This window comes from Paenibacillus sp. GQ49, from assembly GCF_059759055.1.
This window is the reverse complement of sequence record NZ_JCAXEL010000036.1, coordinates 22,763-46,027: the sequence shown is the minus strand read 5'-3', so window position 1 is coordinate 46,027 and position 23,265 is coordinate 22,763. Positions and strand designations below refer to the sequence as shown.

Annotated in this window: 3 protein-coding genes; 1 reads left to right on the top strand and 2 read right to left on the bottom strand. The window is 45.1% G+C overall.

All coding sequences use genetic code 11. From position 1 onward, the window contains the following. The coding region (locus tag AC6CIF_RS31560; RefSeq protein WP_498202719.1) for an amino acid adenylation domain-containing protein at positions 1 to 5,781 on the bottom strand (5,781 nt) is incomplete at its 3' end. A 170-nt stretch (positions 5,782 to 5,951) separates the two neighbouring features. Then, a complete protein-coding gene (locus tag AC6CIF_RS31555) occupies positions 5,952 to 21,785 on the bottom strand; it encodes an amino acid adenylation domain-containing protein (RefSeq protein ID WP_498202717.1) in 15,834 nt (5,277 codons plus the stop codon). Positions 21,786 to 22,007: 222 nt separating this feature from the next. Between AC6CIF_RS31555 and AC6CIF_RS31550 the strand changes: the two genes are divergently transcribed. Beyond that, positions 22,008 to 23,240 carry a cytochrome P450 gene (locus AC6CIF_RS31550; protein ID WP_498202718.1) on the top strand — a complete coding sequence of 411 codons (1,233 nt, stop codon included), beginning with the start codon at positions 22,008 to 22,010 and terminating at the stop codon, positions 23,238 to 23,240. Positions 23,241 to 23,265: the final 25 nt, after the last annotated feature.

Genomic DNA, 23,265 nt, shown 5'->3' with positions numbered 1-23,265 from the left:
CACCAGATCACCTGTCCGGTACATTTTGCCGCCGGGTTCATGCGGGTTGTCCACAAATTTCTCCGAAGTCATGTCCGGATTATTAAGGTAGCCCCGGGCTACACTGTTGCCGGCAATGTATAACTCTCCTGTTACACCAACTGGACATAGTTGATGATCACTATTCATCACGTACGTCCAGATGTTCGGGAGCGGCTTGCCGATCGGTATATTGCCGTGAACCTGATCTACCCGTTGGTAGGTGGTAGCAACCGTGTTTTCGGTAGGTCCATATGCATTGATCAGCGGATAGTCAGGGAGAAAAGAAAGTTTCAACTGTTCTCCTCCAGCGATCAGCAAACGCAATGAGGTATTGGGTTGATGGATAAAAACTTCACACACCTTAGGTGGCAGCGTGATCAATGTAATAGAGTGTGCATTCATATATGCATTTAGCTGTGACATATCCAGACGCAACTGAGATGGGATGATATGCAGCTCGGCTCCCACCACCAATGCAGGAAAAATGTCGATAATAGACCCATCAAATGTAATTTGCAAATAATTAGCTGCACGATCTCGTTCCGTGATCTGCTGAGCTTCAATGAAGCCATAACAGAAATTGGCGAATGATCCATGCTCAATCAATACACCTTTGGGCAATCCGGTTGAGCCTGAGGTATAGATGATATAGGCCAGATCATGTTCATCATGTTTTATTTTTGACACGCCATTCCGAGCCAATCTTCCACCCTTCTCCCGAATGCTCTGTATTGGGGAGCAATGATCGTCAACCACCAAGGATTCACAGGAAACCCCGACTCTGTTCACTTGGGATAACAAGTGTGCTTGAGTTACAACCACGCTGGCACCGCTATCCTCCAGCATGTAGCGAATACGTTCCTCGGGAAAGGCAGGGTCCAAAGGCATATATGCCCCACCCGATTTGAGAATACCGAGTAAACCAACCATCATTTCCAATGAACGATCCATCATAATGCCTACAGGCATTTCTTTATGCAATCCAAGTTCCAGCAGAGCTTCCGCAACATCGGTAGCCCGTTCATTCAGTTCGCTATAGGTTAGTTGTTGCCCGTCATATACAACAGCTACTTTATTGGGAAAATGAATTGCATGGTCTGCAATCTGTTCCGGAACGGACTTTCGTTGGGCGTAGTCCCGAACATTGTTGTTGAACTGGTACAGCAGCAGCTCCCTTTCCTTTTCCGTCACCAGGTTGATCTCACCAATGGTGCGTTGAGTATCTTTTACAATCTCTTTCAAAATTTCGTTATAATGCCCGGCCAGTTTCTCAATGGTCTCTTCTTTGAACAGCCTGGAGGCATACCCGTAAAACATCTCTATACCCTCCGCTGTCTCCAACGCGGTTACGCTCAGATCAAACTTGGCTGTGGGATGACTGAACGGATAGTATTCAACCAGCAAATCATTAGCGTCCATTCCCGTTGTCTGTTCAGCCTGAAGAGTAAACAGTGTATCGAATAGCGCACTCCGGCTTGCATCCCTGTTCACTTCAAGTTTGCTTACCAGTTCATCAAACGGATAGTCCTGATGGGCAAAGCCCTCAAGCGTAGTATCCTTAATATGATGAAGCAACTGCTGCAAGGACATATCGGGTTCAGGATAGAAGCGTAATGCCAGCGTATTAACAAACATACCCACCATATCTTCCAATTCCGGATGCTCTCGTCCTGCCACCGTAGTCCCTATAATGATGTCATCCTGGGAAGTGTACCTAGCAAGAAGTATCGTATATGCGGTTAACAGCAAAACAAACAGCGTTACACCGTTTTCGGCAGCCAGCAAACGCAGTTTTTGTGTCAGTTCGGAATCCACTGCAAATTGAAGCCGGTTTCCTTCATGACTCTGAATCGCAGGTCGTGAGAAATCGAGCGGCAAATTTAACACGGGCAATTCACCTTTAAGCATGTCTGTCCAGTATTGCTGGTGCTCTTGCCTTTGTTCTTGTTGTTCCGGGGCCAGAGACCATTCAGCATAATCTTTATATTGAAGGGTTAATGGTGCCAATTGTTTATGTTCATAGATTTGCCCTATTTCCTGGATAAGGTTATCCATGGACACCGCGTCTGAAATCAAATGATGCATATCAAGACATAAATATTGGCTGGTCTCTGTTCGCCATAATGCAGCTCTGAACAAAGGGGCTTTCTCCAGATCAAAGGGTTGGATAAATGAATGTATGAACGGATCGAAATCCTTTTGCAACCCGCTGCCTACAAGAAGATTGAAGTTCACTTGGGCATGAATACGCTGCACGGGCTCACCATCGATTTCTGTAAAAGAAGTTCTCAGCCCTTCATGTCTATGAATCATTTCAAGCAATGTCTGCTCCATTCGTACCTGTTCAGCTTCTTTGGACAAACGGATAATAAGTGGCATGTTATACATCAAACCCGTTTGCTGCACCCGATCCAGAATGTAAAGTCTGCGCTGTGCTGCGGACAATGGATAATACGGCTTTTCGTTTGCCTTTTGGATTGGGCAAGTGCGCTGTGTCTCCACTGTTAGAAGCCATGCAGCCAGCTGCCTGATTGTAGGCATGTTAAAGATATCCTTGAGTGTAATCCGAAGCTCTAACTTTCTCTGAATGGCTGACATCATCGCAAATGCTCTCAAAGACTGACCACCCAGTTCAAAAAAGCTATGATCTACACCAATCGGCCGAAGTTCCAATATCTCTTCCCAGATGGATGCCAATATACATTCCAGCTCATTGCTTGGGGCCACATACGTCGTATTGGTCATGCTGTCCACATCGGGATGGGGCAAAACGTTAAGGTCTGCTTTACCATTGAGGGTACGCGGAATTTGCTCCAAGCTCATAAACCATGAAGGAATCATGTAAGCTGGCAATCGTTCTCTCGCATGTGTTTTCAGTTCATCAAAGCCATGCCCATGTTCTGGCGAATTCCAGACAATATACGCGCATAGGCAGAGCTGACCCTGTTGGTCTTTTTGAGTTATAACTACAGCGTCGCTTACATCGGGATGATCTGCCAGATGATGCTCTACTTCCCGAATTTCAACGCGATATCCTCTGATTTTAATCTGTTCATCATTTCTTCCAAGAAACTCGATATTTCCATCCGGAAGCCATCTCCCCATATCCCCGGTACGGTACATTTTGTTCCCCGATGCAAGCAGATGATCTACAAAACGGGATTGTGTGAGCTCGGCAAGGTTGAGATATCCCTTAGCGACCCCTGCTCCGCCGATATATAATTCCCCTGCTACACCAATCGGAACGGGTTGTTGATGTTCATCAAGTATAAACACCTCATAGTTACCAAGAGGACTGCCAATGGGAATTGATACTCTTCCTTCGTCCTGTGGCATCACACGATAATATGTAGCACATACCGTTGCTTCGGTAGGTCCATATGAATTGTACACCTGAGCCGAACCGACCATATTCCGGATATATTCGTATTTCAGGACATCCCCGCCACTGATAAATTTCATGTTGGCATGTGGACGCAGATGCCTGTTTTTGTCCAACTCGTTTAGAAGGAGCGGGGAACAGCTTAAGACAGTGATATTCTGTTTTTCAATCTGCTTAACCAGGTCATCCACATGCGTTTCGCTTAACTTGTCACTCAGGACAATACGCCCGGATACAGCCAGCAACGGAAATACTTCCTCAGTGAACGCATCGAAAGAAAAGGACACCACCTGAAGAACCGCATCCTCCTCTGTTAGCGGTACTCTGTCCAAAAATGTAGAAATATAGTTCAATACATTTCCATGAGTGGTCATGACCCCTTTAGGTGCACCCGTTGAACCGGAAGTGTAAATCACGTAGGCCAAATTTTTTTGCTCATTAACACCTTCCAGATTGTGTGGTTCCATACGTTCAATTTCCGGGTCGTCCATCGCCAGCTCGGATGTGATGTGGAGCTTGTCTCTCAAAGGACACCCGTTCAAAAGCAACACGGCCTCGCTATCCCTGAGCATGTATAATACTCGGTCATCAGGCAGTTCAGGATCAATCGGCATATATGCAGCCCCCGCTTTAAGAACTGCAAGTATCCCAACAATCATATCCAAGGAACGCTCCACCATAACACCAACGATCGAATTGGGCTTTACCCCTCTCATTCGAAGCAGGCGTGCCAGCTTGTTTACTCGTTCATTAAGCTGCTTATACGACATGGATTTTTCCCCGTGGACTACTGCGATCCGTTCAGGTGTAGATGCAGCGCGTTCTTCAAACCAATCATTTAAGGTACCCTGGTACGAATCCACTCGCTTGCTGTTAAACTGAACCAACACCTGATCCTCTTCCTGACTTGACAACATGCGAAACTGACTTACCTTTTGCGTGACGTTCAACGCAATCTCATTCAATACATTCATCAAGTGACTTAAAAAACGTTCCATGCTATTTTTGGCAAACAATCCGGAAGCATATTGCAGATCCAGTTTCATGTGACTTCCGTAATGAATTACGGTGAGACTGAGATCAAATTTGGAGACCGGTAGATCGAATTCACACATTTCCGCTTGAAGCTGACCAAGTTGGAACACATAATTCTCGGCGTGCTGCAAATCAAACATTGTATCAAACAGTGTGTGTCTGCTCCGATCCATAGGCAAGTTCAGTTTTTCAATCAGCTCATCAAAAGGATAATCCTGATTCTCATATGCAGATAAGGTATGCCTTCTCACCTGATTCAAAAACGCGACGAATGTCTGCTCCGGGTCGATGTTAAGTCTTGTTGCTATTGTATTGGTGAACAAACCCATTACTGATTTGAGATGTTCATTCGACCTGCCTGCGATCGGGGTACCCACGATAATGTCTTTCTGTCCAGTATATTTGGATAAAAGGACTGCGTAGGCTGATAAAAGCAGCATGTACATCGTTACGTCATGCTCATCGGCAAGACGCTGCAAATTTCTCGTTAATTCCTGATCCAATTGGGTAACCATTCGCTGACCGGCATAATTTTGCTCTGGCGGGCGGGCATAATCCAGAGGCATTTGAAGTTGTGGCAGTTCCCCACTCAGCGTATCCAGCCAATATGTCTCCTGCTTCTTCAGATCACCTGAACGTTCTTTGGCTTTCTCCCATGCTACATAGTCCTTGTACTGGATGAAAACAGGTGTCAACGGTTTTCCACTGTATAGTTCAGCCAGTTCATTCAAAAACAGCGCAAATGACATCCCATCGGATACAATATGATGCATATCCATGAGCAGTACATGCTGATCTTGATCCAAGCGAACCAGTTCCGCCCGCAGCAGCGGAGCCTGCGTTAGATCAAAAGGTCGAATAAATTGTTTGATCTTGACCAAAATATCTAAATCATTCCGTTCACTGAAATCAAGCTTAAACCGAATTTTAGGGTGAATCTTCTGAGCAGGCTCACCCCGATCATCCACAAATGACGTTCGAAATGCTTCATGTCTCTCCATCACGCGCCCAATCGCTTCTTCAAGTAAATCCAGTTCGAGATGACCTGTCAGCTTCACCGCCATTGGAATGTTATAAGCAATTCCCTGATCGTCCATTTGATGCAGAATATACATTCTTTTCTGAGCTCTGGACAGGGGGTACATCTCGTTGGTCGATTCTTGAGCCTTTGGAATAGGCGCATTCCATACTTCTTCCTGATGGACCAGAAACTGAATTAGAGCCTGTTTGTGTTCTTTAATCTGTGATTTAAGGTCAGCATTGATTTCCTCACGCGGTCCAATCATTTTGATTTTCCCGTCTTGATGGTACAATTTCACATTTCTTCTCTGTAAAAGATTCATAAACTCCGCAATGTTCATAGGAATTCACCATTCCTTTCAGTATGACGCCTAAGACATGGAATTCCGGGAGAAACTGCACCTTTACATCTCGTCTAATGAAGGGGCAATCAATACGTGATGCAGTCTCTCTCGGATCATTGAGTCATTTATTGAACTTAAAGAACGAACTGTTAAATCTCTTCTTCCACATATTCATTCACATCAGGGCCAGCTGTACTACCGCTCAATATATGAATGGCCTGTTGTTTAATCGTTGGATATTCAAAAAATTGGCTGATTTTCAATTCCATTTGGAACTTTCGGTTAGTCAGCTGAACTGCATGCATCACTTTCAGGGAATTCCCACCGCATTCAAAGAAATGGTGGGCGGTGCCAATTGGCTTCACATTCAGTACCTCTTCCCATATGTTTATTAACTGTTCCTCCACATAATTGGAAGGCGCTTCATACGTTGTCTCTGATTTGACTGCTATCTCAGGTCGAGGCAACGCTTGGCGATCTATTTTCCCGTTTGGCGTAAGCGGAAACTGCTCCAATACCTTGAAATAGGATGGGACCATATAACCTGGCAAACGGGCTTCCATAAAGGATTGCATATCCATCCGGCTGACTTCCTGCAGGACGGTAAGGTAAGCACACAATGCATCCTGCCCACCCGAATCTTTGACAGCTACAACCATGGCTTCACGGACATGCTCATGTGAAATCAGGACCTGTTCGATCTCCCCAAGTTCGATCCGATAACCTCTCAGTTTCACCTGATGATCCATCCGCTCCAGGAATTCAATCGTTCCGTCAGACCGTCGACGCACCCGATCTCCAGTGCGGTACATTCGTCCATGGAGCTGATAGGGGTTGTTGACAAATTTGGCTTCGGTCAGCTCTGCATTGTTCAGATAACCGAGACTTAATCCATCACCTGAGAGATAGAGCTCTCCAGGTACTCCATTTGGAACAAACTGTTGTTTGTCGTCCAGAATCCATGCAGATGTGTTCGCAATGGGCTTGCCAATCGGAAGAATTCCATCATTGTCACCTATAGCTTGTACAGGGTAACTTATTGCAAATACTGTACTTTCCGTAGGACCATATACGTGGATCAGTTTATCTGCTCCCATATGGGAAAGAGCTCTCTGAGCATGGGAGACAGAAGCCCGCTCCCCTCCAAACAGGAGTTTCCGAAGTCCAAGCAAACAATGAGGCGCACGATCAACCAGCAAGTTAAACAATGCAGTCGTCATGAAACAGACCGTAATTCTCTCCTCTGTCATCACTTTAGACAATTGGTTGATATCCAGCAGGGTCTCCTGTTCAATCATGACCAGCCTCGCGCCGTTTAATAGCGCTCCAAAGATGTCAAATATCGAGCCATCAAAAGCATAATTTGAGATCTGCAATATTGAATCAGAGGAAGAGATCTGAATATAATTCGTATCTTTCACTACCCGAATGGCATTGGCATGGGAGATCATTACACCTTTTGGTTTCCCCGTAGAGCCCGAGGTGTAGATAATATAGGCCAGATCGTCTCCATCCTTATCCTCGGATGCCAAGGTTGGTGCTGATTCCTTCATGCCTAAGTTCTCTAATCGGATGGTTTCTTCAACATCTGCACGTACATTCATGACTTCAATGACGTCTGTGAAATCCTCCATCCATTGTTTTTCCGTAAGCAACAAGGCGGCACCGCTGTCATGCAGCATGTGCACAATTCGTGCTCTTGGCCATTCGGGATCGATCGGTAAATAGGCTGCTCCGGATTTGAGAATTCCAAGAATACTTATAATCATCTCGGAAGAGCGTTGTACCATCAGTCCTACGATGGATGAATTTTGAATACCTCGCATGCGTAAACGTTCTGACATCTGATTTGATTTCTCCTGCAGCTCCAGGTAGGTGAACTGTTTTTCTTGCATTACCAGTGCAACTGCATCTGGAGTTCGCTCTGCCTGTTCGTCGAATAGCTGAGATAATGTCTTTTCTTTGGGAAATGGTGTCATCGGGCCATGGGATAACAACTCCATCTTATGGCGGGCCTGCTCGCCAATAAGAGCAATTTCGCTTACACGAATATTCTGGTTTGCACTAATTTGCTCCGCCACATAGAGAACATGATTACCCAGACCATTCATCAGATCTGAATCCAGTACGTTACTGTTATAAGACCATTTAAGTCTGAATGTATCGTCCAGAACAGCAGTCACACTCAAATCATAGTGTGTATGCTCATTGCCATAAACTCGCTCCAACGTGACTCCTGTCCCTTGTTCCGCCACTAGACCCGCAGCCTGTTCATTCCCAAAGTTTTGGAACACCAATACATGGTCAAGCAAATCGGCTTTTAATTCACTTTGATCCTGTATATCTGCCAGGTGTACGTAGCCATACTTTTGGCCTTCCATCCCTTCCTGTTGAACCCTGCGGAGAGCATCGGCAAAAAGTTCTTCCGGTTCAAGCTTAATCCGGGTAGGAATGGTATTAATAAATAGCCCCACCATGTTCTCTATTCCTTCAACGTCAGCGTCTCGTCCGGAAATGACTGTGCCGTATATGACATCTTCTGTACCACTGTATCTGCACAAAACCATGCCCCATATCGCCTGAATCAACGCATTAAATGTAACCTGATTGTTCACAGCGAATTGTTTCAGCCAACTTGTGAGTTCACGCGGGAATTGAATTTCCTGCTCCCGCAACGTTGGCGCTGCTGTATCCAGGTTAGTCCCTGTTTTGGGCAAAGAGACTCGTTCATAGTAGCCTTGGAGATACTGTTTCCAATACGCCAGTGCTTCCTCCTTGTTCTGTTGATCAAGCCAGTCGAGGTAGTCCCCCAGCGGCCTGGTTTCTTCCAACATTTCAGGCTGCCCAGCCTGCTGACTGGCATAAATCTCAAACATTTCACGAATCAGGATATCCAGACACCAGCCGTCCAGCAAAATATGATGATGACTGATGACCAGCGTGAACGCATCCGCCCCTCTGGAGATCAGACAAAATCTAATTAATAACTCCCGGCTGAGATCAAACCCTCTTTCCTGATCATCAGTCATGAACTGCTCCATCCGTTGAAGCTGTTCATGCTGGCTCTTTCCGCTCCAATCCAGCATCAACCATTCAACCTGTTGCTGGTCAATAATAAGCTGGCGAGGTCGCTGTACAAGTTGATATTCAAATATGGAACGAAGCCCTTCGTGGCGCTGTATCACCCGTCCTAAACTGTATTTCAATATCTCCAGATCAACGTTACCCTTTAATTCCACAAATACCTGCTCAAAATAGGCGTGTGATGTTTCTTGCTCCAGCGAATGGTACAACATGCCGGATTGCATAAGGGTCAACGGATAAATTTTGCTGATCACCAGTGGATCAACCCTATTTTGTATAGCCTCCAACTCCGCTATGGATACAGGATGCTTCCCATAATCAGATGGGGTTCTCTCTTCGCCCTGCTTGTTCCGGCAGTGTTGAACGATTTGATACAAGTTATACATGAACAACCGATTAAGCTTTTCAGCAATCCCAGCTTCGTATACTCCATCACTGTAAGTCGTATGAATGGTGAACTTCCCATCTATTACAACTGCATTTATTTCAAAATCATGCGCTCTGATGAGTTGCCCACCCACCGTTTGTCCTACCGGGATATATGACGAATTGAACAAGCTCCGTTCCAGACTGCTGTCCAGTTCACCCATATAATTGAACAAAATAGGTGCTTCCTTTTCATCTGCAAAACCATGCTGATCAGCAGCCATATACTTGAGAATTCCGTATCCGATGCCTTTATTGGGAACGGCTCTCAGTGTTTCCTTGACTGTTTTAATTGCCTCGGGCAATTCCGGCTCCTGAAACAGGTCAAATACCACCGGATATACGGATGTAAACCACCCCACCGTTCTGCTGACATCCATCTCGGTTGCGAGCGCTTGTCGGCCATGTCCCTCCAGCATAATTTTAAACCGGGCTTGAGCAGTCATCTCGGTTACACTTAGCATAAGTGCAGTCAACAGAATGTCATTAATCTCGGTTTGGTAGGCTCTGTTTGTCTGTTGAAGAAGCCAGCCGGTTTGTTCACGATCAAGCTCAGATACAAGGGTAGCGCTATGACCATGGTCATTGACCGTGTACGTTGTTTGGCGCTGAGAATCCAGGAATGGCGTATACACACTAGACACTTTGTTCCAGAAGGCCTGCTCCTTTTGCAAAAGGTGATGTTTGGAATAAGACTTTAATGCAGCAGCAAATTGCTGGTACGAGACGGTTTTGGGTCCCACATCAAACGGCTTTTGTTCAACCCCTTGCATGTATAACCATTCAAAATCTTCGAGCAAAATTCTCCAGGACACACCATCCATGACCAAATGATGAATTGTAATTAACAGGTGTTCTCCTTCATCAAGCCTGAAGAGCCGGAGTTTAACAAGTTGTCCCTCATGAATCCGCATTTTCTTTTGCAACAACGATGCCTGCTCTTCAATGAATACTTCCGGTTGTGCTACGCCTCTGGCATCCACAATGCTGAACTCAAACATACCCTCTCTATAACTCCGAATGGTCTGTGTCATTTCTCCAGAAGAGTTGTATTCATAAACCATTCTTAAACCGTCATGATGCTCCATCAGTTTCTCAAAACTAAGTCGAATGGTGTTCTCATCAAACCCTTCCTGCCTGAATAACATAAAAGCCTGATTGTAATGGTTATGCTCTGTATGATTTCTCGCAAAAAAGCGCTGCTGAATAGGTGTTAGGAAAACCTCACCTGTCACCTCAACATTCCCAGTAGAATGGAACTGTGACTGTTTGACATATGGACTAAGCTGCCGGATGGTCGGATTGGCAAAAAGATCCTTCATCTCTACTTTTAAACCCAGTTTGGACAATCCCGAAATCGTCTGGAGTGCCTTAATGGAGTCTCCACCCATGACAAAAAAGTTATGATGAATCCCAATACAATCCAGATTCAAGATGTTCTCCCATATCTGAACAAGCTTTTGCTCTTTGTCATTCCTCGGCGATTCATACTTCGAGTCATCCAGTATGCTGTTGCCCGGTTCAGGGAGACGGGAGCGATCCACTTTTCCGCTTACCGTTCTCGGCAAGTGGTCCATTTTGACAAAATGGGCTGGTATCATATATGAAGGAACCTGTAGCTCAAGTTTCTCACGCACGTCCATAATGGAGATCCCCGGATCAGTGATCACAATATAAGCACACAGATAATCATTACCACTGTCACCCTGACCTGCATTAACATATGCCTCTTGAATTACCTCCAGGCGGGTTAACTGGTACTCCACTTCCCCCAGCTCGATTCGATAACCACGGATTTTAACCTGATCATCCTGTCTGCCAACAAATTCAATGGTTCCATCCAGCAGCCATTTGGCGGTATCCCCTGTACGATACATTTTTCGGTCACTATCTACAGGTGAATCCACAAACTTCTCTGCCGTAAGATCCGGTTGATTCAAGTACCCGCGTGCCACTCCCTCACCCGAAATGCACAACTCACCCGGTACACCAACCGGCTGTGGACGATTGTAACGATCCATAATCAGGATGCTTGTATTTCGGATCGGTCTGCCAATCGGAATCGTTCCTGATCGCTCGCCTGTTCCATACATGATTCTGTTCCAAGCCGCGTCCACCGTGCATTCCGTCGGTCCATATACGTTTGTAACGTTTGCTCTCATTCCAGGGAGCGTGGTATATACTTCATCGAGAAGGTCGAAGGTCAGCACGTCCCCACCAATGATCAGCTCTTGCAGTTCATACTGCTGTTTGCATCCGTTCGAGGCCAGAGTGAGCAATTTCAGATGAGCAGGCGTACCATCGGACACATGAATATGATGATGAGCATAATAATTCAGCAAAAGATCTGCTTCCCAGACTGTGCTCTTAGGCACGATATGCAGTGAATGTCCGAGCAGCAAAGCAGCAAAAATCTGCTTTACGGATGCATCAAAGATATATGGAGCAATTAATGCAATATTCAAAGGGGTCTCATAGTGCTGATATATCGCTTCCACCAATCCGTCCACCAGATTGTGAACATTGTAATGTTCAACAACGACTCCTTTGGGTCTGCCAGTAGAACCCGAAGTATAAATGACATAAGCCGCATCGCTGGAATGGTTGATCATGTCCGGTTCACGTACTGGTTCACGTACCCCTGAACGATCCAATGCATCCAATAAAATAACTGTACCTTCAAACACAAGGTCATCCACCATGGAATGATCTGCTGTGCATAATAAACGCGCACCACTGTCAGTCAGCATATAACGCTTACGCTCAGTAGGAAGTTCAGGATCGATCGGCATGTAAGCCGCACCTGATTTGAGCACACCTACAATCGCAACGATCATATTTATGGAGCGCTCCACCATCACAGCTACAATGTGATTTGGTCCTGCTCCTTCCTGACGTAACTCGCAAGCCAGGACATTCGCCCTCTCATTCAACATGCGGTAGGTCAGCTGTTCATTCTCGAAAACTAAAGCGATGTTGTCCGGATTGTGTTCAACCTGCTCCATAAACATCTGGACCAATGTTTTGTCCCGTTCATAGGCCTGTCTCGGCGGGTTGAACCCTGTCAGAACGGTTTTCTCAGGTTGCGTCAGAATATCCAATTGATCCAGTCGTACTTCTGGAGCAGCAGCGACCTGTCTCAATATCTCGACAAAATGTTCAGCAAAGCGCTGAATACGCTCCGCCCGGAACACATCCGTGTTATATTCCAGTTCGAGATTCCAGCTCAGGTTGGTTTTGTTCATTCTGGCCGTCATATCAAATTTGGAACGTTGAATGCCATCTTCAAGCAAAACGGCCTCTACATCGTTCATCTGGAGATCAAGATGATCTGTATTTTGAACAAGCATGACGTCAAACAGTGGATTGCGTGAAGGATCACGCTTCACATCAACCTGTTCTACCAAACGTTCAAATGGATATTCCTGATGCTCATAGGCCTGAAGTGTGTTCTCCTTCACCTGTTCCAGATATTGCCGGAAGGTATAATGGCCCAGCGGCGCATTTCTGAGAACTATTGTGTTTACAAACATGCCGACAACACGGTTGAGATCATCATGATTCCGACCTGATACCGGCGTACCAATCAGGATATCTTCCTGTCCGGTATATCTGGAGAGCAGTGTTGTAAATGCAGAGACAAACAGCATATACATGGTGGCTCCCTGATCATTGGCCAGCTGCTCAAGCGCAACCGTCAGTGTTTCATCCAGATGCAAACGAATCTGATCACCATTAAACGTCTTAGTCTTCGGCCGTGGAAAATCCAAAGGCAGGTCAAGAACCGGAACCTCTTCCTTCAACACATCAGACCAATAATTTGCATGCCGGACCGAGTCACTGCTTGTTTGCCGTTCATGTGCCCAGAGGGAATAATCCTTGTACTGCACAGCTACAGGTGGCAATTTTTTGCCATTATAGAACTCGGCCAGGTCATGTAACAGAATTCCGATCGAGATCCCATCTGAAATCATATGATGCATGTCAAACAAAAGGACATGTTCATCTGCTTTGATTTGCACAAGTTCAGCCCGCATCAATGGGGCTTGTTCCAATGAGAAAGGTTGTACCCACTTGGATAGAACAGGTGGTTCCCCTGCGGTATGGAGGGAACTGTACTGAACTTCAAAGTCGACACTTGGCATAACTCTTTGAGCAGGCTTACCCTGATTCATGACAAATGAAGTTCGAAGCGATTCATGTCTTGCAATCAGGCAGGAGAACGCCTCATTCAATTGTTTTTTATTTATGCTTCCCTTCAATTTCATAGCAAGAGGCATATTATAGGCTGTATCCGTAGGATCCAGATTGCTCAAAATATAAATTCTTTGCTGCGCTGCTGATAAATCATACAAGGACTGCAATGGCGCATGGGGAATAGATGTATATTTGCTTTTTTTATGATCCAGAATGAATTGGGCCATGCCCCGGATTGTAGGCGTACGGAATATCTGTACCAGTGGCATTTCTACCTGCATCTCCTTGTGTAATCTGGAGATTAGTATGGTCGCCAGCAGGGAATGTCCGCCAATATCAAAGAACCGGTCATGGACACCCACATTGCCAATCTTTAGAATATCCTGCCAAAGAGTGACCAGTGCAATTTCAACCGGATTCCTTGGTGGTTCATACCCGATAGCTGTCCGGTTGTTCGATAGTGTCGGAATCGGCAATGCCTTGCGGTTCACTTTACCGTTAGCTGTTAAAGGCAAGCGATCCATCGTCACGAAATGGGCAGGCACCATATACGAAGGCAAACGCCGAATCAATTCTTCTTTGATCTCATCGATAACTTCCACAGGATACCCCTCATGACAAACGACATAACCACAAAGAAACGTCGAGTCTGTCGGGTCCATTTGCGCTACAACTGCCGCCTCTAACACCCTTGGGTCCTGCAACAGCAGATGTTCAATTTCTCCAAGCTCAATACGGAATCCGCGTATTTTCACCTGATCATCCATGCGACCCAAATATTCAATATTCCCATCCGGTAGCCAGCGCACCCAATCTCCGGTCCGATACATCCATTGTTCTGGATTAAACGGATGTTGAACAAACTTCTCTGCCGTTAACTGGGGCCTGTTCAAATACCCTTTTGCAAGTCCGGCTCCACTTATGCACAATTCACCCGGAACCCCTATGGGCGACAGCTGGTCACTGGCACTCAGAATAAACACGTTGGTATTCGGCAGTGGTCGACCTATAGGAATATTGGAATACATCTGATCGATGGTAAAACTGGTAGTGACGACGGTATTTTCAGTAGGGCCATAATTGTTCACAATTTCATACTTTCGGGGTTCGAAATAATTCAGCTTGTCTCCCCCCGTCAGCAATATTCGAAGAGAATGGTTCTCCTGTCGGATAAACTGTTCACAAATCGCTGTAGGCAGGAACGCAATACTGATCTGATGCTGATGGAAGTAATCATTGATGCGCACCACATCCAACCTGATTTCATCCTGAATAAGATGTACGGAAGCTCCTGACAACAGATATGGGAACAATTCCCATACAAAGGCATCAAAGCTCAAACTTGCATAGCTGGCACTGCGATCAGCATCGGTGATCTGATACCGCTTTTGATGCCATGTACACAAATGAACAAGTGATTGGTGCGAAACCATAACTCCCTTAGGCTCACCTGTGGAACCTGATGTGTAAATGACATAAGCCAGATTCCGGCTTTGCCCCCGTATTGGTTGCAAGGAAGAGGAGACCAGAAATTCGTCCGTTTGCAAAAGTTCAGTCTGCAAATCAATGAGATGGACCGAGCTTTCTTTTCCCTGAACGACATGTTCAAACCGTTCCTTCGGTGTTAATACCCATTGGGTCTGACTGTCTTCAAGCATGTAATGGATACGATCATTTGGATAGGCTGGGTCAATGGGCAAATATGCTCCGCCTGCTTTTAGAACCGCCAGCATTCCGATCACCGCATCGATTGAACGCTCTGCGAGGACCCCGACGATGTTGTTACCACGCACTCCTTTTTTCCGTAGTAGATCAGCAAGCTGTTCACTTCGTTGGTTCAACTCGCGATAGGTTACATGATTTTCGCCCATCACCAGAGCAACATGATCCGGTGTACGTCTCACTTGCTGTTCAAAGAGCTCATCCACAGTTTGATGCAACGGATACTCCATGGATGGTGGATTAAAGGTATGAATCAACTGATCTCTTTCTCTCGGAGACACACTTTCAATCTCGCTAAGCGGCTGTTCCAGACCGGATATCATGTTGCCTACTAAGGCAATATAGTTGTCACGCATGCGCTGAATGGTTTCCTGACCAAACAAATCGGTGGAGTACTCCACGTTAAGCACGATTTCATTTTCAAACTCAAGGATGTTGAATGTCAGATCAAATTTTGCATTATCCAGATTAAACATGACAGGCGACACCTGGATACCCTCTTTTTCACGAGTAAACAGCGAAGCGTTCTCTAGCGAAAACATCGTGTCAAACAACGGATTACGATTGACCTCACGCTGCGCACCTGTTTTTCGCACCAGTTCATCAAATGCATACTCTGAATGTTCAAAGGCTGCTACGGTTGATTGTTTGATTTGCTCAATAAACTGTCTGACCGTATCCGATTCGTTCATCTGGTTTCGCAATGCAATGGTGTTCACAAATACTCCAAACATATGTTGTAACGGCTCATGCAGACGGCCAGAGGCAGCCGTACCCACAACCAGGTCTTTCTCATGTGTATACCGGTGCAGTAAGAGGAAATAGGCACTAAGCATCACCATATACAACGTTGATCCGGTATCCTTGGCAAGCTGCCTGATGTCGCGGGTCAGGCTCTCGCCCAAGTGATTGTAAATGTTGTTTCCCTCATACCTGTTAACTTCAGGTCGTTTGAAGTCGTACGGAAGCTCAGGCGTTGGCGGGGTACTACTATAGATATCCAGCCAGTAAGTCTCCTGTTTCGCCATCTCATCCGAATGACGGTACTGTTCCTGCCATGCCGTATAGTCCTGATAATGCACATCAACGTCTGGCAGAATTGAGCCACTGTAGAGCTCCAGCAATTCGTTCATCAATATGCCTTGAGATGTACCGTCAGCCACAATATGGTGGAAATTTATAATAAACAAATGACGTCCATGGCCAATTCTCACCAGTTTTGCCCTCATTAAAGGAGGCTGGCGGAGATCAAAAGCTTGAGTGGACTGTTTGCACAGGTTGCTTGTCAAACGAACGAGTTCATGGTCATCTGTATCGAGTTCTCCGAGATCATCATATTCAAGTTCAAAGGCTACGTTTGTATGAACCGTCTGAACGAGCTCATCCTCTATCACTTCAAATCCAGTTCTCAGTATTTCATGCCTCTCAATAAACGTTTGAAGCGCTCTCTCAAGCCGTACGAAGTATACTTCTCCTTCCATAAGCAGCGCCATGGGAATGTGATAAGCTCCCCTATTATTTTCAAGCAGCGAGAGGGTGTACATGCTTCTCTGGGCTGCAGAAGCCTTATACCGGTCACGGCGACTTAACTTCTCAATGATCACAGCAGGTTTGACATGTGCTTTGGTAACCAAGTACTGTTCCAAGCTGTATATCGTATCATTTCGGAACATTTCGCCAATGGGAACTTCAACATGAAGACGCTTCTTCACTTCAGCCACCATTGCCATAATTTTCAGCGAATCTCCGCCGAGATCAAAACAGCTTACGTTCAGGCCAATCTGCTTCAAGCCAAACACATCACTCCAGATCTGAAGCAGCTGTTCCTGAATGGAATTGACAGGCTCTGTATCCACTACAGCATGTTCACGAACAGTGAGTTGATGCTGCCTTGCCACTTGTTCAAGTGTCGCTTTGTTGACCTTGCCATTGGCAGTAAGCGGAACTTCATCTACATTCAGGAACATGGACGGAACCATGTAATTTGGTAATTTACTTTGCAAAAGAGCTTTCAGTGGCAGTGTGTCCACATCCTGATCTGTAACAACAAAGGCAAAGAGGCTCTTGACTCCGTTCTCGTCAGCAACATCAATTACGGCTGTCTTTTGCACATCTTCAGCTTGCAAAAGTACGTTCTCAATTTCACCAAGTTCTACCCGATAACCTTTGATTTTGACCTGGCTATCTTTTCTGCCCAGGAACTCCACATAACCTTCGGATCGAAGAACACCAAAATCTCCTGTCTTGTAGATGTACCCGAACTGTGGATGAACAATGAATGACTGTCTTGTTTTTTCCTCGTCATGAAGATAACCGCTTGCTACACCGCTTCCACCAATGTACAATTCCCCCTCAACATCTAGAGGGCATGGTTGAAGTTGTCTGTTCAGCACATGAATTTGTTGATTGGCTAGTGGTCTACCATAAGGGATACTCTTCCATTGCTCAGACACTGCCGTGATTGGGTAATAGATGGACCATATCGATGCTTCAGTGGCTCCTCCCAAACTAACCACCTCAGATTCAGGAAATACGTCTACTATTTTCTGAGGAAGCCGTAGAGATATCCAGTCACCACTAAGCAATACCAGACGAAGGTCGTTGTTCTTCTCTCCCGGTGAATACAGATCAACACACATGTCCATAAGAGCAGGAACCGAATTCCAAATGGTGATTTTTTCTTGTTCCATCACGTTCTTGAGCTGAAACATGTCACGCTGATCATCAATAAGAACCAGACAAGCCCCGCAGCTGACTGCGCCGAAAATATCATAGACGGATAAGTCAAAACATAATGAAGATATGCCCATCATTCGATCATTGGAGGTTACGTTGAATCTTTCATTCATATCCAGGATCGTATTGGCTGCTGCGCCGTGCTTGATCTGCACACCTTTGGGCTTGCCCGTGCTGCCAGAAGTAAAAATAACATAGGCCATATCATCATTCGTCACTCCGCTGTTTATGGATTCCGCAGAGTAGGTTTCTAACGATTCCGTCTCATATAGCTCTGGCATGATGAAAAATTTACAGTTGGCCTTTTCGCGAATATATTGCTTACGTTCCTCCGGATAGTCCGGATCAAGCGGAATATAAGCTGCTCCCGCTTTGAGCACACCAAATATATTCACAATGGTGTCAATGCATCTCTTGCCATACACACCAATATAATCGCCCCGCTGTACTCCGTGATCGATCAAATACCTGGCAATCTGATTCGATCTGCGTTCCAACTCTATGTAACAAATGGAACGTTCATGATGCCGAATCGCCACCCCATCTCCTAATCTGATCGCTGTTGCAGTTAACAGGTCATGCAGAGGCTTCAGAGTAAACGGCTTGCTCGTATCGTTATACTGTTTGATGAGTTGCCTGCTCGCTTGACTCAACTCAAGCTTGGTAACTTGTGTTGCAGAGATCACTTGGTTCAGAATGTTCAGATACTGCTGGAACATAGATTCAATCACTTCTTGTTCAAACAATTGATCCACAAAGTCCCATGTGATATACAAACCGCCATTGATTTCATAGACCTGATTATCAATATAAACCTGTGAGGTTCTTGTACTGAAATACTTGATCTGGTCAAAGTTAAACAAAGCGTCAAATGAATCTTCCACATTTTCATTTAAGACACTTGTAAATACAATTGGCATGACTGCTCTTTTGTGCATATCATGTTTTTTGCCCAATTGTCTTATAAAATCAACGCCATCATAATGTCTGTGATCCAATGCATCCAGCAATGAATGTTGCACCGACTCTGTAAATGTCCAGAACGAATTCAGAGATTTTTGGGCATCAATATCCAGCAACATCAGCGTTGTAAAGTCTCCCGCCATCCTCTTCACATCTTCATGAAACGGAATCCGATTAAATACGGTCAGGTTGACCCCAAATCTCTCCTGGTTTGACCAATGCGCAAGTACATAGGCATAGGCTGCGCATAAAATGGAAGTTGGGGTAACGTTATGCTGCCTTGCCTGCTGTTTGAGCTTGTTCCAATGTTCACCCGTTATAAAGTTCGAGAATTTGCTGAATTGGGGAACGTTTATGTCTGCCGGATTACATTTGAGCGGCAATGCCGGAGAACCCGGAAAGTCTTCCAGCTTGTCCATCCAGTAGCGCTGATCCTTGAAATAACGTGCAGACTGTTTGAAACGCGCCATTGCCTGAACGTAGTCCCTGAAATTATATTGAAGCTCCGGCAGCTCCTGATCCCCGTTTGCATAGAGCCATTTGAATTCCTTGATGAGCAGTTTCAAGCTGCTGTCATCACAGATGAGCGGGTCCAGATTCAGATAAAAATAATATTGATTCTCTGACATTCGGTAAGCTTTCATTTCAAATAATGGCCACTCGCTTGGAACAATCACTTTTGTCATCATTCGTTGTCTCTCTGCTTCCATTTGCAAGCTACGATATGTCGTATCCCATTCTGACACGTCTATCACTTCTACCGTGTATAACGGTGGACTTTTCAATATTTGCTGTGTCCCGTTCTCGTACACAACTGTTCGTAATATAGGATGCCTATTGATCAATTTCTGCAAAGTTGCATTAACCAAATCCATATCCGCCTCGGCCTCGAATTCGACCGTAAAATTCGTTGCAGCTCCACCCATCTCAAATGCAGGGTCACGTCCAATCAAATAAGCCAGCTGAATACCCGTAAGACCAAATGGCTCAAGCATATTGGCAGGATCACCTTGATCCGTAAAATAAGCCTCCGTGTTATCCTCATCATTATTTTCTTCCAAAAATGTTGCTATATTTTGGATCGTTCCAAGACGAAAAAGCTGGTTTAATGGCAGACTTGCACTTAAATCCTCATTAATCCGTGCAATCACTTCAATGGCATTAAGGGAATGACCCCCCAGATGTGCAAAACTGTCATTTACACTCAATTGCTCGATTTGTAGTACATCCTTCCAAATCAAGGACAGGTGTTGTTCCAACTCTGTTGTCGGAGCAACGTATTCCCTGCCTGAATGGATGCTGCTATCCGGCTCGGGTAATTCACTTTTGTTAATCTTGCCATTAGCAGTCAGCGGAAGCAGCTCCAGTTTGACATAATAGCTTGGCACCATATACTCCGGTATTCTCTGTTCCAGGAAAAGACGCAGCTCCTCAATTGAGGTTTCTTGGGTCAACACCATATATGCACACAGATAGGCATGGCCTGCATCGTTTGTTCGCATCATGACAAATGCCTCTGCTACCGCATCATGCCGGGACAAATGGGTTTCAATTTCACCCAGCTCGATCCGAAAACCACGAAGCTTCACCTGTTGATCCATTCGATCCAAAAATTCAAGGGTATGCTCAGTCGTCCAGCGAACCAAATCACCCGTACGGTACATCCGTTCTGATGTAAAGAAGGGATGCGGAATGAATTTTTGTTCTGTGAGTTCATCGTTATTCAAATAACCGAGCGCAAGTCCATCACCGGATATGCATAATTCCCCGGCTGTTCCAACAGGGACGGGATGATCATGCTCATCCAATACCAGAACGGAGGTATTAGCGACTGGAATGCCAATTGGTACTGTAAGCGCTTCCTTTTTGATTTCATTTACAGGATAATATGTGGCAAAAACCGTGCTTTCCGTAGGTCCATAAACATGAATAAGCTTATCGCTCCCCATATAATCAAGCGCTTTTTTTACATGTGTTAACGAAACTCTTTCTCCGCCAAAGAGCACTTTGCGAACCGATTGGAAGCAGGATATTTCACGTTCCACGATAGCATTAAAAAAAGCAGTTGTGATGAACATAACGGTAATCCCATTTTTTTCAATGGACCGGGCCAGGCTGGGCATGTGAAGTGCCTCTTCCTTCTGAATAATGACCAAACTTGCTCCGTTCAGTAGGGCTCCAAATATTTCAAACACCGATGCATCAAATGAATAGTTGGACATCTGAAGCATGCGGTCCTGTTCCGTAATGGTGATGTAATTGGTACTACATACAACACGAATGGCTGATCGATGAGAGATAACCACTCCTTTGGGGAGACCCGTTGATCCCGATGTATAAATGATGTAAGCCGGATCTTCTGCCTGATTAATATCCGTCAATGCATCGGATGGAAGGTCACAATAATCCTCAATGGTGGGATGAATAACCTCCAAACCGATACATTCTATGTAATTCTCTTCAGGATGAGATGTCAGCAGCATACATGCCCCACTATCCTTGAGCATATAATTCACTCGTTCCCCAGGTGTTTCGGAATCAATCGGTAAATAAGAAGCCCCTGATTTGAGAACGGCTATTAAAGCAATTATCATTTCAGGGGATCTCTCTAACATAATACCGATTATTTTGTCGCGGTCTGCTCCCTTCTGACGAAGAAGTGCGGCAATCTGGTTTGAATACTGATCTACTTCCTTGTACGTATATTGAATGGTGTCTGAGGCTACCGCAATGGCATCGGGATGCAAGCGGGCCTGTTCTTGAAATAACTGATGGATGGTATGATTGCGGGGATAGTCTGTTCTATTCTCATTCACTGTCGGATTCTCTCTGATATTGGAATGTCCAGTAATCATAACGATATCCTTCCTTTGCAAGCAGAATACTTTTATTATATTATCCTAAAATTTCCATGTCAATCTATTTACTTATTTGCTTTATTAAGTAAAATGAAAGTAAAATTTGGCGAATATTCTGAGCATAACTCGACAGATTCTGGTATACATGCTACTCTATTTTTGTATAATTTCCTTTATTTTTCAAAAAAGCGCGTGATAAAAGGAGGAAAACACTTGTCAATGCCTGTCATTGATGTAAATGATCCAACCACATTCTATAATGAGAACTTCTTCGGTAATCCGTATGACGTGTATCGACAGCTGATTCAGCAAGGCGAAATTCACAAAGTGAATCTGTATGGAGGACTTTGGTACATCGGTGGATATGAAACCGTAAACAAGTACATTGCAGACCCACGCATTTCCCATAACACGGCACAACAATATTGGGCAGTCCAGTTTTCGGAGCAACAGCTCTATGGAATTCTGGAGTTTATTCGTCTGTTCTCAATGTGGATGTCCCTTCAGGATGGCACTTCTCACATCAGATATCGCAAAATGTTAACCCAGGCCTTCTCCGTGTCGGTCAAAAATCTGGCTCCCTACATTATGGATCTGATCGACGACTCTCTTGATGAAATGGAAGGAAAAGAAGAGGTGGATTTGATTCGGGATTATGCTTACCCGCTTCCCACCAAAGTCATTATGAAACTGCTGGGTCTGCCTGAGGAACAGTATGAACGTGTGGCCGAATGTGCAGATAGTCTCGTTCACTTGTTCGGTTCCATGACGGTTACATATGAGGATGTCACGCGTGCACAAAATCTTTTGGTTCTGTTGACTGCCTATTTGACAGATGTGATTGAAGAACGAAGAATACATCCTCAGGAAGATTTTATTACTTATCTTATAGAAGCAACTGATGATGATGGTGTGCACCTGACAATTGAAGAAATTCATGCGCAATGTGCCATGCTGCTCTTCGCCGGACATGAGACCACACGTAATCTGATTGGGAATGGCATATTTACACTGATGAAACATCCGGAACAACTTCAGAAATTGAAAGACTCTCCAGGTCTGATTAAAAGCACCATCCAGGAAGTCCTTCGCTATGAAAGCCCTGCACAGATTACCGTAAGAACCGCCCTTGAAGACATGGAAATTCTGGATCAGCAGATTAAAAAGGGAGAATTAATCATGTTCTGTTTCGGTTCAGCCAATCATGATCCGCGAAAATTTACCGATCCTCATCTATTTGATATTGAACGCAATGAAGCGCGAAATCTGGCCTTTGGTGTAGGAATTCATTCTTGCATCGGTGCCCAGTTGGCGATGATGGAAACAGAGATTGCCATGAGCCGCCTAATCGCAAGGTATCCCCATATGGAATGGATTCAGGATGAGCCCGAATGGCTTCCCAATGTAGGCTTTCGTGGTCTTCAACGACTGCTTGTCCGCTTGAAACAATAGACGACCATTATGTAAGATCGTAAGA